This window comes from Corynebacterium kefirresidentii, assembly GCF_016599755.1.
Classification (GTDB): domain Bacteria; phylum Actinomycetota; class Actinomycetes; order Mycobacteriales; family Mycobacteriaceae; genus Corynebacterium; species Corynebacterium kefirresidentii.
Window position 1 is genome coordinate 78108 of sequence record NZ_CP067012.1, and the last position, 14777, is coordinate 92884.

Consider the following 14777-nt stretch of genomic DNA (forward strand, 5'->3'; position numbering starts at 1 on the left):
CGGCACTGCAGTGCCGTGGGAGGATTGCTCTAAATCTTGATGGGTTTGTTATTCACCCAGGCGCGCTTAGGCAGCGCCACCTTCGGTGCGACCAGCCAAGCGCTCATCGATGCGTAGCAGGCCAGAGCCGTCATTTCCTACCAGCTTGATCTGATCCAGAATCTCAGAAACGGTAGCTTCTTCTTCCACCTGCTCGCTCAGGAACCAGTCAACGAGCTGGCGGGATTCCAGGTCCTGTGCGTCCAGCGCCGCGCGAGCGATGGTGCGGATTTCCTCGGAGACCTTCTGCTCGTGCTCCAGGGAAGCCTGGAAAGCATCCTGCGGGTTAGCGGCCTTCACCGAACCAACCGGAATGTCATTGAGCTCTACGCGATAACCGCGGGAGAGCAAATGGTCCGCAATCTTTTCGGCATGCACGCGCTCTTCAGCGGCCTGGCCCATGAACCAATCGCGCATGCCCGGGAAGGAGAGGTTGTCCATCTCGAAGGCCAACTGGGTATAGACCATGGAAGCGCCGTACTCGCTAATGACCTGGTTGTTCAGGAGGGTTTGCAGTTTCTCGTCCATTGTAAAAACCTTTCTGTGCAGGGAAATCAATAAGTGCTAAACACCACACTACCGAAGATTCCCCTGCGATCCAGCAAGGCCTACTTAAGTAAACTTGCACGTCATTATGCTTTTTTAGATTGGATAACCTAAGTTAGCCAAGACAAAGCTATCCATCGCACGCAGGCAAAGTTCCCCTAAGAACGCGAGGTCATCGCGGAAACTATACATTTACGCCGACGCGCGCCCGAGTCCAGTTCGGCGCTTCTCGCTTGAGCGCTCGCACCCTAGGCCAATAATGTGACTTTATTCACCCAAGCGCCCACTGAGGCGATCGAGGCGCTGCGCGCTCGCTCCTTCCAGGCCGCGAAACTCTACCTCGATGCCCCGCTCGGCGTATTTCTTCTGCACCGCATCCAGCGTCGCCACCGTAGAGGCATCCCATACCTCGGCCTCCGTCATATCTACCACCACGCGCTGGGTGTCCAGCGTGTAGTCAAAGGCATAGACCAAGTCATTGGAGGAGGCGAAGAACAGCTGGCCACGCACCGTATACTCGGCATCGCCTACTTGTTTTACCTCCACCAGATGCGCCACGCGGCGAGCAAAGCCAATGGATGCGGTCACCACGCCGAGCACCACACCGACCGCCAAGTTATGCGTAGCCAGCGTGCCTACGACCGTCACCAGCATCACCAGCGTTTCTGATAGCGGCATGAGCTTAAGCGTGCGCGGGTGAACCGAGTGCCAATCCACCGTAGTTGCGGCCACGATGATCATCACCGCCACCAGGGCAGCCATCGGAATGCGGCCGACGGTCTCGCCCAGAAGAAGGCAAAGGATGAGGAGGAAGGCGCCCGCGAGGAACGTCGACAAGCGCGTGCGCGCCTGGGATGCCTTCACGCCGATCATGGTCTGGCCAATCATGGCGCACACGCCCATACCGCCAATGGCCGCGGCGAGGATATTGCCCACGCCCTGGCCAAAGGACTCGCGCGTTTTATCGGAGTGGGTATCCGTAATATCATCCACCAGCTTCGCCGTCAGCAACGACTCCATGAGCCCCACCAACGCCATGCCAAAGGCATAGGGCGCAATAAGCCGCACGGTATCCAGGTTCCACGGAATATCCGGCACGAAAAGCCCCGGCAGCGAGGTAGGCAGCTCGCCTTGGTCCGCCACATCGGGGACCTTCCACCCGGCCGCGACCGCAATAATGCTGACCACCACAATGGTAACGAGCGGGGCGGGAATCACCGTGGTCAGCCGCGGTAGTCCCAGCATGATGGCTAGGCCAATGGCCACTAGCACATAGACCATCCACGGCACATCGGTAAGGTGCGGCAGCTGCGTGGTAAACATCATGATTCCCAGGGCATTCACAAACCCCGTCATCACCGAGCGCGGAATAAAACGCATAAGCTTGGCGACGCCCACCGCGGCCAGCACCACCTGCATGATTCCCGCCAAGAGCACCGCGGCGACCACGTAGTCATGCCCATGTTCATGCGCGAGCGGAGAGACAACGAGCGCCACCGCGCCGGCCGCTGCGGAAATCATCGCCGGCCGGCCACCGGTAAAGGCAATGGACATTGCCATGACGACGGAAGAAAACAATCCCACCCGCGGGTCCAAGCCCGCAAGGATGGAAAAGCTTAAGACCTCCGGGATCAAAGCAAGCGCCACCGCGAGTCCGCCAAAGACTTCCTTGCGCAGACGAGCGGGCGAGGAAAATGCATAACGGAAACTGGCGATGACGCCGGTTGGGGCAGGCTGTTCTTTAATCACGCCTGCTCATCCTAGTGGACTTTAGGAGCCTTCCTTAAAGGAGCCATCTGCAGTGATAACTGGCAGCACGGACCAGGCGAAGTTGATCCACTGATCGGTCTTCTTCCACGAAAAGTCCGGTTCAAAGATGGTCTTCGGCTTGGTGTAAATGACGGCTGAGCGCACCTCGTCTGCGGTTTCCTTAAGTAGATTAACCACCAGATCCAGGGTCTTGCCGGAGTCCGCGACGTCATCTACGACCAGTACCTTCTTGCCCTTTAGCGAATCCGTGTCCAGCTGCGGGGACAAGATGATCGGCTCTTCCAGGGTCTGGCCGATATCGGTGTAGAACTCCACATTGATAGCGCCCATGGCCTTCACACCGATGGCATAACCGATAGCACCGGCTGGAATGAGGCCGCCGCGGGCGACGCCCACGATGAGGTCAGGGAACCAACCAGATTCCACAATCTGTTCCGACAGGTTACGGCTCGCCTCGCCGAAGACCTCCCAGGTGAGGTTTTCCCGGTCCGGGTGGATCCAATTTTCAGTCACGATTGTGTGGCTCCTTTTGCGTCATGGGATTTCTTTGTAGTTTAACGAGCATTGCCTGCCAAAGAAAAGGCACCTACCGGAATGGAACCTCGCCCAAAGTCCGGCGCAGCTTGCGAGTGCGCAGGCGCTCCGGATTTTCGGCTAGATGCTCCATCGCGCGCACCGCGCACATCACGTGAGCTTCCTTCGAGTTGGAGTAGAAGGCCTGCGCCTGGGCCGGCAGCTTCGGCACCGCATGCAATGGCAGGTCAGAGACCGAAAGGAGTGTGCCGTAGGGAACGCGGTAGCGATAGCCATTGGCCGCGAGCGTGCACGATTCCATATCGACAGCCACCGCGGTGGAGGTACGCAGCCACTCCCACAAATCCCGGTTAGTGCGCCACTCCCAATTGCGATCATCGGTGGAGAGCACCGTACCGGTTCGCATGAGCGAATTATCGTCGCCATATACCGCCTTCACCGCAGACTCAAGCATGCGCTGTACCTCCGGAATCGCCGGGATGGGAGAGGTCGCCGCAACCTTTTGGTCCAAGATGTGGTCATTGCGCTGGTAGGCATTGCCCAAAATCAAATCCCCGATGCGCATGCGCCCATCCATGCCAGCGCAGTGGCCAATCATGATCCAGGCTTCCGGCCGCAGTACCGCCAAGCAATCTGTGATCGTCTTGGCGTTGGAGGGCCCTACACCGATATTGATCATCGTGATGCCATCACCACCGGCAGTGATCAGGTCAAAGCGCGGCATTTGGAAGCGAGACGTCAAGGTCAGACCGTCCACATCGAGGTCCACCGCATCGTTGGGATGAATGGTCTCGCCATTGGGCAGCACCAAGGCGGTATAACGCGAGTCTTCCCTGGTCAACTCGCGCAAACCGAATTTCACAAACTCGGTGGTGTGCATCGCGTAGTTAGTAAACAAAATGTATTTTTGCACCGTATCGACCTCGATGCCGGTGTAATGCTCAATGCGCGCACACGCGATATCAAAGCGCTGGGCACCAAAATGAAAAAGCGGCTTTTCCGCACCGTGGAAGGCATCCCATTCGCCATCAATGATTGCATCATTGACCTCATCCAGCGTCGGACGCGGAATAGGCCCGCGTTCCTGCGGGGCTTTCCTTGTGTCCTTGATGTACTCCGGTGGAATGCGCTGGTCCGATTGACCGACGAAAATATCGCACGGATAGTTACCCGCCAGGCGAGTCAGCTGCTCGTGCAGGTAGTCCCGAATGATGTACGGCTTGGAGATTACCGCCGAGTACTTGCCGGCCTCGTTAACGTAGCCGAAGGGCTCGGAACGATCGATGGGCTGCCATTTGCGGATATCCACCGTGACCTTGGGATAAACCACGTAGCGATAGTCATCAAGGTTTCCTGATTCCAAAGTCTTGCGCGCAAGCTCGCAGGAATTCTCGTAAATCTCGATCAGGCGGTTTACCGCCTCATCAACGGAGTGGACATGCTGCAGATCGGTCATAAGCGCGAGTGTAGCGGGGACTTCGCAGCGCGGCAGCGGTCCGCGCATTTCATTATTCTTTTCCGCGGTAGCTTCAGTGATACCGATACTGACATGATTTACTGCGAGAAAATCAAAGGCCTAGGATCAGTCCTTTTAGCTGCTAAGAGTGTCAAAGCAAAGGTCTCAAAGGGAATGCGACGAAGAGCTCGACTATGTCAATTCGGGCATCGTCCCATCAATCCGAAGTATTCCTAATTCACATTGCCCCCACTATGAGAGCGAGAAGAGGCACTGGCCCCAATACTGCAGACGATTCCTACTAGGACTGCACCTAGTGCTCCTAACAGGATTCCCGTGGAGGAGGGCAACAGTAATCCACCCACTGCGGAGCCGACTGCCGAGCCAAGGTAGTTCGCAGATGCATTAGCAGCAACAGCAGTCGCCCCTTCATTAGGGTTTGCACTGAGCATCGAATGCTGCTGTGGCGCCATTGACGACCACCCCAAAAGCCCCCAAGCAAAAAGACACACCACTGCCACCACGTGGCTCGAAGGGAAGAGCAGCAGTAGAGCGAAATCAGTCACGAGTAATGCAATGATAGTGACCGTTAATTTGCGTGAACTATTAACCTTGTCAAGCACCCTCCCAATCCCAAAAGCACCCACTGCCCCGCCGATACCCCAGACCCACATGCCAGCAATGGTGTCTACCTGCACACGATCAAGCACTACAGGAATATAGGTGTACAACCCCAGCGAACCCACTCCAACAAAGAAAGTAACTAAGGTCGTCAGGAAGTTATCCACTCGGCCGATGACTCGGAGTCGCTGCCCCAACGAGGAGGAGGGCACAGCTGGTACCACACTCGCTTTGCGCAACGCTAGACCCGCTAACGCCACTATTCCAATGGCCGAGACCAAACCGATGGTAGCCCTCCAGCCTAGCTGTTTAGCTACCCCCAATCCCACCGGTACGCCCACGACAGTTCCCACCGCTAAGCCAGCCAGCACCATTGACAGTGCGCGCCCGCGATACTTTGCTGGGACAGACATCCCCGCTACGGCTGAGGACAGCGGCGAATAAATTCCCGCTGCTGCACCTGCGATTAAGCGCGACACGAGAAAAACGCTCACTGTAGGCGAAACTGCAGTCACGACATTCGCCAAAGAAAACACAGCAACAGCTCCAAGCAGACCACTCCGCGGATCTTTGCCTGCCCTACCCGAGAACAGCGGACCAGATATTGCGTACGCGCCGGTAAAGGCGGTAACGCCCAAGCCGATCACACTGCCACTTGTACCCAAGTCGTTTGCAATCTGTGATAGCAGCCCAGCGATAACATATGCGTCCAATCCGAGCGCTACACTGCCCAAAACTAACGGCCACAGCTGTTTAAGCATTCGAAATCACCATATCGAGCAAACCAGGGAACCGTTCGTCTAGATCGCCTCTGCGCAAAGAGATAACACAAGTTCGTCCCTGGCTTCTTGTCCACGTCACACCGGCTTCACGCAGCTGCCGAGTGTGGTAGGTCAGGGTAGATCGAGGCAGGTCATCAGCGAGCGTCAAACTATCGTGCTCCTGACCGTCTGCCAGGCGCCTAACCATCTCTAACCGGATGGGATCACTTACCGCAGCCAGAACACGGACGAATTCAAGGTCCTCGGTGGCCGGATGCTCATACTTTCGTGGGCTCATCACAACTCCAATCGTGCAAGAATTCCTGAACGATCGACCACAGTAAGCTACCCGAGAGATTCGTGCAAGATTTCTTGCACGAATGCAGGTGCGCAGATAAAGCCCCACCCAGACAGCGATAAATGAACACCGGAGTCTTGAGGAGCTCTATTTTTAGATACCAAGCTTTCAACCCCAGACGTCTCTAATTCATAACCTTCAACGTTGGCACAATAAATCGAGCCAAGTTTATGAAAGTAGAGAGCCCTATTCCTTCTTCTAACGGTGCGTACAACGTAGCTTGATTTAATAGACCCTTCTACCCAAAAATATGCTCGAAGGTTCTTTGGTCAGGAAAGCATGACAGACACCGTCACCCCTTCAGGGAAAAGCAACTAATCTGCAGCACCAGAAATGATTTAGAGAACGAACAATCGCTGGTGACCAGTTGAAATGTTTAGTTCTTACGCGCTTGCAGTTGGTTAAATGCGCAGGGCACACCGAAGCCCTCGACGCATAAGCGTTATGGATACCAACTCGCACCCCTCCACTGCACAGAATTGCCACTGCAAGAGTAGTTCCCTGCAGAAAATGGCGTCAGCTACTCCTAGACTTCTGGGGAGGTAACAAAGCGGTATCCCAACCCGGGTTCAGTAAGGAGATATTGGGGATCAGAGGGATCGGTTTCCAGTTTGCGGCGCAGCTGCGAGGTATAGATGCGCAGGTAGTGGCTTTGCCCTTCGAATCCCGGGCCCCAAATCTCTGCGAGGAGGTCTTCTTTGCGCACCAAACCGCCGTGGGCACGCAGCAGCGTCGTAAGCACGCCCCACTCAGTAGGGGTCAGGTGAAGGGGCTTTCCTGCCTTGGTGATGGAGTGTCGAGGGACGTCGATCAGCACATCGCCCGCCCGCACCATCGTGGCTTCCCGCTGGGCAGATGGCTGCTGCGGGCTGCCATGCCGCAAAGCCACGCGCACGCGGGCCAAGAGCTCTTCCATAGAAAAGGGTTTGGTCACATAATCATCAGCACCGCGATCTAGGGCCGAGGCACTAAATAGGGGATCGGACCGGGCCGTAAGAATCAGAACGGGAATTGCTGACCACCCTCGAATCCCATCGAGGACCTCCCGCCCATCCATATCCGGCAGACCCATATCCAAAATCACCACATCGGGCTGATGCTGGGAGACCACCTGCAGACCCTCCGCCCCGGTGCTGGCTGAATACACCTCATATCCACGCGCCTTGAAGTTAATGCTCAAGGTGGTGAGCAAACGCGGATCATCATCCACGATGACAATCGTGGCCTTCTTATCAGTAATGGCTTTTCTCCTCCCGCAGCGGGAAACTCAGGATAAAGGTCGCTCCTGGAGTGGCCTCTACGGTGATAGTACCGTCCATAGCCTCCACAAATCCGCGTACGACGGAGAGGCCTAAACCCACCCCGTTGTCATTGCTGGTATCGCCCAAGCGTTGAAAAGCTTGGAAAAGCTCCTGCTGCTTTTCTGGTGAAATTCCCGGCCCTTCATCGCTCACACTCAGCTCCACGCGCTCATCTGTAACCTGCGCATCAACGTTGACTGGTCCGCTCGGCGCATAGCGCAAAGCGTTATCGAATAGGTTCGCCAGCACGCGTTCCAGCAAAACGCTATCCGCGCAACAGGTGCGGCCACGGAGTCCAGAACCAATATGAATGCGACCAAGTTGGTCCTTGCTATGTCCAAAGGCACAGGAAGCAATAGCCCGATTGGCTACCTCGTATAACTCCACAGTATCCCGGCGTGCAGTTACCGCTCCTGCACTCAAACGCGAGTGATCCAATAGGTTGGTCACGAGCAGCGTGAGTTGATCGATGCTAGCCGCGGTTTCCGCCAGTAGTACTTCTTGATCCTCTGGGGTGAATTCGATTTCGGAATTCCGCAAAGAGGACACAGCCAGCTTGGCCGTTGCTAGGGGCGTGCGCAGATCGTGGCTCACGCTCGATAGCAGCGCACGACGCAATTCATCAGCGGCAGCAATGGCATCGGCACGTGCGGCTTCAGCCGAAAGCTTGTCGCGGCGCACTATGCCGGCTAAATAGCCTGCCACAACCGCCACCAAAGCACGGTCGCGGGCGGATAACGCTGGGCCTTCCATCACAATCTGGACCGTAGTGTCCTCGCTGGAGACCAACGTTTCTACCTCACGTTTATGAGTCTTTGCGGGGATATGCAGGTGTCTACTTTGCCGGGGCGAGGCCGCCGAAGCGTGCCAGGTAGAGAGTATGTCCCCGGAGGCGTCAAGAAGCACGGCCTTATGGCAGCCGAAGGTCTCTCCTACCTTGCGAAGCACTGCGTCGATGGGAGATACGTCCGCACGGCGGTTGAGGGCTGCGCGGGAAAAGACCGTCAAGAGCTCAGCATCGCGCGTGGCAATGGCCGCATTATGGTGCTCTATTTTGGTGCGCCGCACTTGTAGGCCCACGGCCAGGGCAATGGCTACCATGACCACGAGGATGACAGCGTTAGCCGGCTCAGCAATATCGAACGTGTACAGGGGCTCGGTAAAGAACCAATTGACCGCCAAGCCCGAGGCAAACGCAATAATTACCGCCGGCCACAGGCCAGCGAGCATGCTCACGAGGAGGATCAGCGCAAAGTAAAAAGCAGAACACGTGCCTGTTCCCAATGCCGAGCCGTCGATGCCTTGCAACAGTGCGGTCAAGGCGATGAAAGCGACAGCCGCGCCCACCCAAGACACCGCCCGGCGCGGAAGGGAATGCAATGGTCGCAGCAGTGGTGAAAGAGGCGAGGGTTTATCGGACGGAAGATTAACAATGTGACAATCGATCTTGCCTGAATCCCGCAACACGGCCTCAGCAACGGTGCCGCGCCAGTGCAGGCCTAAGCGACGCCGTGGTGAAACCCCCAGGACCAGCTGGGTGGCGTTGACGCTGCGGGCAAAATTAAGCAGCGCTTCTGGCACCGAGTCACCGGTGACCTGATGCAAACGGGCACCCACGTCCTGAGCCAAGGATTGTAATTTGGCCAGTTGTTGAGCGGAACCTGCAACAGAAGATTCACCGGAAGAAAAGGAATCCCCAAAAATTACGTGGACCACATGTAGCTCGGCTGAGGATTTGGACGCGATGCGGCGCCCGCGGCGAATGAGCAGTTCTGCATGCGCGACGTTCTGAATGGCCACAACCACCCGTTCCCGCGCTTCCCAGGTATCAGTAATGTCTTGTTCAGAACGGTAGGACGCGAGAGCCTCATCAACCTGGTCCGCCAACCACAACAGGGCAAGCTCCCGCAGTGCAGTCAGATTGCCCACCCGAAAATAATTATTCAACGCTGGGGCAATGCGTGCTTCTTTATAGATTTGGCCATCACTCAAGCGGGTGCGCAAGAGCTGCGGGGATACATCCACCAACTCGATCTCATTCGCCGCACGCACCACCTCGTCTGGCACCGTCTCCTGCGGGGAAATACCGGTGATCTGCTTTATTACGTCATTGAGGCTTTCGAGGTGCTGGATGTTCAGGGTAGAAATCACATCGATTCCTGCGGCTAGGAGTTCCTCTACGTCCTCCCAGCGCTTAGCGTGTTCCTCACCGCGCGGATTGGAATGGGCAAATTCATCGACCAGAACGGTTTCCGGCTGGCGCGAGATGATGGCTGCAGTATCGAGTTCTCCGGTGGATAGCCCGGCAGCGTGGCGCCGCGGGATGGTCTCAAGGCCATCACACAGCGCCCGAGTGAATTCGCGCCCATGATCTTCCACGATGCCAATGACCACATCGCGGCCGGCCAGCACAAGGCCGTGCGCCTCGTTGAGCATTGCACAGGTCTTACCAGACCCAGGCGCCGCGCCGAGGTAGATCTTCAAAGCGCCACGCTTGGTGCGCGCCGGAACTTTCTTGTCGTTCATATGGCACTCATCTTATGAGCAGGACGGGGGATTGGGCAGCGCTCGGTTGAGAGTAGTGACGTTAACTGCGTCTTCGCCCAGGAACCCGAGGCTGGCATGCTCCGTGTTGTCCTCGATGAGGCTTCGCACCTCTTCGGTGCTCATCCCCTGCTCTCGAGCGACCCGCGGAGCCTGTAGTTCAGCGTACGCAGGGCTAATGCCAGAGTCGACACCAGAGCCGGAACCGGTTACCGCATCGGTGGGAACATCTTCTGGAGCGGCGCCTTCACGCTTGGCGATGTCCCCGCGCCGCTCCTGCACGGCTTTTTCTAGCTCGGAGCTACTAGCGCCGTAATTGCTCATGCCTTCGGAACGGGGGAAGAAGTACGGGCCTTCGGTCTGGCCATCTTGGAGCTGGGTCGAGCCAGCTAGGCACTCACCTTGGTAAATGAGGTTGCCCTCGGCGGAGTCCGGCTTGATGCGGGAGATTCCCCACACGGCAGCAGGATAAATCATTCCCAGTGCGATAACGCACAATAGTACGGCTAAGAATCCAGCGGCGAGGTTACGAAAATAGACACGCATTTTTGGTCCTTCTTTTTCTATATACCTGGAAGCAGGTTGACTACCTGGTCAATGAGCCAGATGCCTAGGAATGGGGTGATAACGCCGCCCAGGCCCCAGATGCCCAGGTTACGGCGTAGCAGGGACGAAGCAGAGGCCGGCTTATAGGCCACGCCCTTGAGCGCCAATGGAATAAGAGCAACGATGATGAGCGCGTTGAATACGACTGCAGACACAATGGCGGATTGCGGCGAGTGCAGGTGCATCACGTTGAGGCGCTCAAGGTGCGGAAGCTGGGTAGAAAACAGGGCCGGCAAAATGGCGAAGTACTTCGCTAAGTCATTGGCCAAAGAGAAGGTGGTAAGCGCCCCACGGGTGATAAGCAACTGCTTGCCAATGCGCACGACATCGATAAGCTTGGTCGGATCAGAATCCAAGTCCACCATATTGGCGGCTTCCTTCGCTGCAGAGGTACCCGTGTTCATGGCCACGCCCACGTCCGCCTGCGCCAGCGCTGGTGCATCATTAGTACCGTCACCGGTCATAGCGACCATGCGGCCATGCGCCTGTTCCTCGCGGATCCTGGCCAGCTTATCTTCCGGGGTGGCCTCCGCGATGTAATCATCTACGCCTGCCTCTTTCGCAATGGCCGCTGCCGTCAACGGGTTATCGCCGGTCACCATGATGGTTTTGATGCCCATCTGGCGCAGTTCGGCGAAGCGCTCCGCCATGCCCGGCTTGACGACGTCGCTGAGCTGCACCACCGCAATAACCCTGCGGGTGCCGTCGGATTCTTCCACAGCAACGGGCAGCGGGGTTCCACCGCCTTCAGCAATCTGGGTCACGGAGTCTGCAATTTCTTGTGGCCAGTCGCCACCTGCTTCAGTTACCCACCGGCGCACAGCATCGCCTGCACCCTTACGCAGCTTTCGGCCTTTGAGATCAAGCCCAGACATGCGGGTAGAAGCGCTAAATGGAATGACCTCGGCGGTCTTTTCTTCCTCTCCTGCTTCGGCAGAAAGGTGGTAGTTTTCGGTCAACCACGACACGATGGAGCGACCCTCTGGGGTCTCATCGGCAACCGAAGCAACGCGGGCTATTTCCGCAGCTTCCTGCTCATCGACACCGCGCGCAACGATAAGCCCGGTAGCCTGCCGGTTGCCATAGGTGATGGTGCCGGTTTTATCCATGAGTAGGGTCGCTACGTCTCCCGCCGCCTCCACCGCTCGTCCGGACGTAGCCAGAACATTGTGGTGCACGAGGCGGTTCATTCCCGCGATTCCTACTGCGGATAGCAGGGCAGCGATGGTGGTTGGGATGAGGCAGACCAACAGGGCCACCAGCGAGAGCGGGGAGAGCTCCGCGCCGGTAAACAACCCCATTGGGGCCAGTGCGGTAACCGCAATGAGGAAGAGGATAGTCAGGGTAGACAGGAGGATGCTCAGCGCGATCTCATTCGGGGTCTTGCGGCGCTCCGCTCCCTCCACCAAGGCAATCATCGTATCGACGAAGGTCGATCCCGGCTCCGAGGTGATCCGTACCAAGATGGAATCAGACAAGACCACGGTACCGCCGGTTACAGCACAGCGATCGCCGCCGGCCTCGCGAACCACGGGAGCAGACTCGCCGGTAATGGCAGATTCATCGACGGTTGCCGCGCCTTCAATGACGTCGCCGTCGCCCGGGATCGTCTCTCCGGCCTCCACGCGCACGATAGCGCCCTTGGTGAGCTCAGAAGCGGCAATGACCTCGATGCCACCATCGGTGACCAGGTTAGCGGTGGCGTCATCACGCACGGCGCGCAAGCTATCCGCTTGGGCTTTACCGCGGCCTTCGGCATATGCCTCAGCAAATGCGGCGAACGCAATGGTAAACCACAACCATACGGTTACCACCCAGCCATAAACGCTGGGGCTAAAGATGGACCACAGGGTAGTCAGCGCGGCACCTACCCACACCACGAACATGACGGGGTTGCGGGCTTGGGCGAGTGGGGACATCTTGTGCGGCAACGACTTTAACGCTGCCGCAGCCAACCCACTGTTTGTGGTGGCAGAGCGCTGAGGAGTGCGTTGCTCAGTGGTCATAGTTGGTGTTGTCATGAGAGTGCCTCCGAAATGGGACCCAAGGTAAGAACGGGGAAGAAGGTAAGGGCGGCGACCAACACAATGACGCCGATGGTAAGCAGCGCGAAGGTCACACCGGACGTCGGCAAGCTGCCGGCGGTAGTGGCCTGCCGGCGTTGACCGGCTAAGCTGCCCGCCAAATACAGGGTGAAAACGATGGGGAGGAAGCGGCCCAACAGCATGGCGATTCCGAGCGTGACCTGCCACCAGGGCTCGGTTACCGTCAGGCCGGCGAAGGCCGAGCCGTTATTATTCGAGGCCGAGGTAAAGGCATAGAGCACCTCGGAGAGACCGTGCGCGTTATCCGGGGTTCCAGGCGCGCCGTAGTTGGTCGCCGAAAGCTCCACCAGCTTGCGCTGAGCCACCGATGCGCCCACGCCTACCAGGACGAGGACCGGCATGGTGAGGATGTACAGGCTCACCGCGGAGATTTCCTTGCGGCCGACCTTATTGCCCATGAACTCCGGTGTGCGCCCAACGAGCAGGCCGCCGATAAATACGGCGAGGATTGCTACCATCAGCAGACCGTAGAGACCCGTGCCCACGCCGCCTGGTGCAATTTCGCCCAGGAGCATATTGAGGATCAACAAGCCGCCACCCAATGGTGAATAGCTATCGTGCATCGAATCGACCGCACCGGTAGAAGTGCCCGTGGTAGACACCGCAAAGAGTGCGGAAGCGTCAATACCTAGGCGCTGTTCGATGCCCTCCAAGTTGCCGCCCGCAGCCTGAGCTGCCGCACCGGTGGTAGTGTGCTGTGCCCATACCACCAAGGCAACCATAACGGTCCAAATGCCGCCGATGACGCCAAGCAGGGTCCAGGCATGTTTTTGCGATTTCAGCATTACCCCATAGGCACGGATAAAGCAGAAAGAGATAACCAGCAAAGAAAAGATTTCCACGAGGTTGGTAAAACCAGTGGGGTTCTCAAAAGGGTGCGCCGAGTTGGCGCCGAAGATGCCACCACCATTGGTTCCCAGCAGTTTAATTGCCTCCTGGCTAGCTACCGGAGCGCGCGGAATATCCACGCCCGCGGAGCTCACCAGGTTGGACCCGAAGGTTTGCATGGTTCCGCCCAAGATGAGGACGAAGGAAATCAATAGAGAAAGCGGCAAAAGAATGCGCACCAAACCGCGGGTGAGGTCAACCCAGAAATTTCCGATGAGGTGCTGTCCGCTCTCAGAGCCCAGCTTGTCACGGCTATATCCCAAGTGACCGATACCGCGAATGAGCGCAACCGCCACACACATGCCGACAGCCGCGGAGGCAAAGTTCTGGACGGTCAGGCCAATCATCTGCACACCATTACTCAGGGTTTCTTCGCCCGAATAGGACTGCCAGTTGGTATTGGACACGAATGACGCCGCCGTATTGAACGCCATCCACGGTTCCACCGCTGCGGAGCGGGAATTGCCAAAGCTAGGCACAACGGTTTGTAGGCGCTGCACCGCGTAAAGAACGAGTACGGATGCCAAGCTGAAACCAAGCAATGCACGGCTGTAATTCTTGCTGTTATGCCCGCGGTTTGGGTCAACGCGCAGGACCTTATACACCGCACGCTCTATCGCCCAGTCCTTGTCAGAGGTGTAGCTGCGTGCGATCCAGTTGCCCAAAGGAACATATGCCGCCGCGAGCAAGACGACGAGGGCGAGGAACTGCGGTAACACCGCCCCAACGCCGGCGATCATGCGAAACGCTCCGGATCAACTAAGGAAATGATGAGGTAGGTCACCAACGCCACAACAATGACGAGGCCAATGACCGCTGTAATGGTGTTCATGGTTATGCATCACCGTCCAGAAGCTCGTTGAGGACGGAGGGACAGCCAACCGTCAGGATGGCTATCAGGATTGCCACGATGTCTAACATGTGGGAAACCCCCTTGTGCGAGTGAAACTTTCCTGTGCCTGACAGGTATGCCTGCCAGGTGCCGGTACCAAGGCAGCACCTGCTAAGCACAAACGTTAGGACCACACCCCCGCTGCCCTAGGCAATCTTTGCGCTATCTTTACGCCTCTCGCTCGCAATTTTTATATTTCCTTTACACCCCTTTTCCGCCACCTTTTCTTCAGGCCGGGAACCGCCCCTTATCCACAACGAAGGCCCGCCGACAGCACATCGGCGGGCCTTCTCCCCATGACTAATCTCTCGGTACCCAAGGAGGGAATGGAGCGCACCCTCCTGCAAGCACCGCCC

Annotated in this window: 11 protein-coding genes; all 11 read right to left on the bottom strand. The window is 57.4% G+C overall.

Features of this window, described 5'->3' with window-relative positions; translation table 11 throughout:
* Positions 1 to 66: 66 nt before the first annotated feature.
* On the bottom strand, positions 67 to 567 hold the full coding sequence (locus I6I12_RS00660; RefSeq protein WP_023020290.1) for a ferritin: 501 nt from the start codon (positions 565 to 567) through the stop codon (positions 67 to 69).
* Positions 568 to 852: 285 nt separating this feature from the next.
* Positions 853 to 2334, bottom strand: coding sequence for a SulP family inorganic anion transporter (locus I6I12_RS00665; protein ID WP_200288423.1), 1482 nt, complete (start codon positions 2332 to 2334; stop codon positions 853 to 855).
* Positions 2335 to 2355: 21 nt separating this feature from the next.
* On the bottom strand, positions 2356 to 2868 hold the full coding sequence (locus I6I12_RS00670; protein ID WP_005326355.1) for a phosphoribosyltransferase: 513 nt from the start codon (positions 2866 to 2868) through the stop codon (positions 2356 to 2358).
* Between the two features lie 73 nt (positions 2869 to 2941).
* The gene (gene amn, locus I6I12_RS00675) at positions 2942 to 4345 is read right to left on the bottom strand and encodes an AMP nucleosidase (protein WP_034656130.1); all 1404 of its coding nucleotides are present in this window, start codon (positions 4343 to 4345) and stop codon (positions 2942 to 2944) included.
* Between the two features lie 233 nt (positions 4346 to 4578).
* Positions 4579 to 5727 (bottom strand): MFS transporter, encoded by a 1149-nt coding sequence (locus I6I12_RS00680; protein WP_023020287.1) that lies wholly within the window; start codon positions 5725 to 5727, stop codon positions 4579 to 4581.
* Positions 5728 to 6611: 884 nt separating this feature from the next.
* Positions 6612 to 7325 (bottom strand): response regulator, encoded by a 714-nt coding sequence (locus I6I12_RS00690; RefSeq protein ID WP_200288998.1) that lies wholly within the window; start codon positions 7323 to 7325, stop codon positions 6612 to 6614.
* Positions 7318 to 9912, bottom strand: a complete 2595-nt coding sequence (locus I6I12_RS00695) for an ATP-binding protein (protein ID WP_200288424.1) — start codon at positions 9910 to 9912, stop codon at positions 7318 to 7320. Before I6I12_RS00695 ends, I6I12_RS00690 begins: the two co-directional genes overlap by 8 nt.
* A 12-nt stretch (positions 9913 to 9924) precedes the next feature.
* Positions 9925 to 10476 carry a potassium-transporting ATPase subunit C gene (locus I6I12_RS00700; RefSeq protein WP_200288425.1) on the bottom strand — a complete coding sequence of 184 codons (552 nt, stop codon included), beginning with the start codon at positions 10474 to 10476 and terminating at the stop codon, positions 9925 to 9927.
* A gap of 17 nt (positions 10477 to 10493) precedes the next feature.
* Positions 10494 to 12557, bottom strand: coding sequence for a potassium-transporting ATPase subunit KdpB (gene kdpB, locus I6I12_RS00705; RefSeq protein ID WP_234288140.1), 2064 nt, complete (start codon positions 12555 to 12557; stop codon positions 10494 to 10496).
* Positions 12554 to 14269: a potassium-transporting ATPase subunit KdpA gene (gene kdpA / locus I6I12_RS00710; protein ID WP_200288426.1), complete on the bottom strand. Its 1716-nt coding sequence runs from the start codon at positions 14267 to 14269 to the stop codon at positions 12554 to 12556. Before kdpA ends, kdpB begins: the two co-directional genes overlap by 4 nt.
* Positions 14266 to 14361: a K(+)-transporting ATPase subunit F gene (kdpF, locus tag I6I12_RS00715; protein ID WP_005328272.1), complete on the bottom strand. Its 96-nt coding sequence runs from the start codon at positions 14359 to 14361 to the stop codon at positions 14266 to 14268. The genes kdpA and kdpF overlap by 4 nt, the downstream gene beginning before the upstream one ends.
* Between the last annotated feature and the right edge of the window lie 416 nt (positions 14362 to 14777).

Coding starts and splice junctions, on each gene's coding strand:
- I6I12_RS00695 (WP_200288424.1), bottom strand. CDS start 9,912: ATGAACGACAAGAAAGTTCCGGCGCGCACCAAGCGTGGCGCTTTGAAG.
- I6I12_RS00700 (WP_200288425.1), bottom strand. CDS start 10,476: ATGCGTGTCTATTTTCGTAACCTCGCCGCTGGATTCTTAGCCGTACTA.
- kdpA (WP_200288426.1), bottom strand. CDS start 14,269: ATGATCGCCGGCGTTGGGGCGGTGTTACCGCAGTTCCTCGCCCTCGTC.
- amn (WP_034656130.1), bottom strand. CDS start 4,345: ATGACCGATCTGCAGCATGTCCACTCCGTTGATGAGGCGGTAAACCGC.
- I6I12_RS00660 (WP_023020290.1), bottom strand. CDS start 567: ATGGACGAGAAACTGCAAACCCTCCTGAACAACCAGGTCATTAGCGAG.
- kdpB (WP_234288140.1), bottom strand. CDS start 12,557: ATGACAACACCAACTATGACCACTGAGCAACGCACTCCTCAGCGCTCT.
- kdpF (WP_005328272.1), bottom strand. CDS start 14,361: ATGAACACCATTACAGCGGTCATTGGCCTCGTCATTGTTGTGGCGTTG.
- I6I12_RS00680 (WP_023020287.1), bottom strand. CDS start 5,727: ATGCTTAAACAGCTGTGGCCGTTAGTTTTGGGCAGTGTAGCGCTCGGA.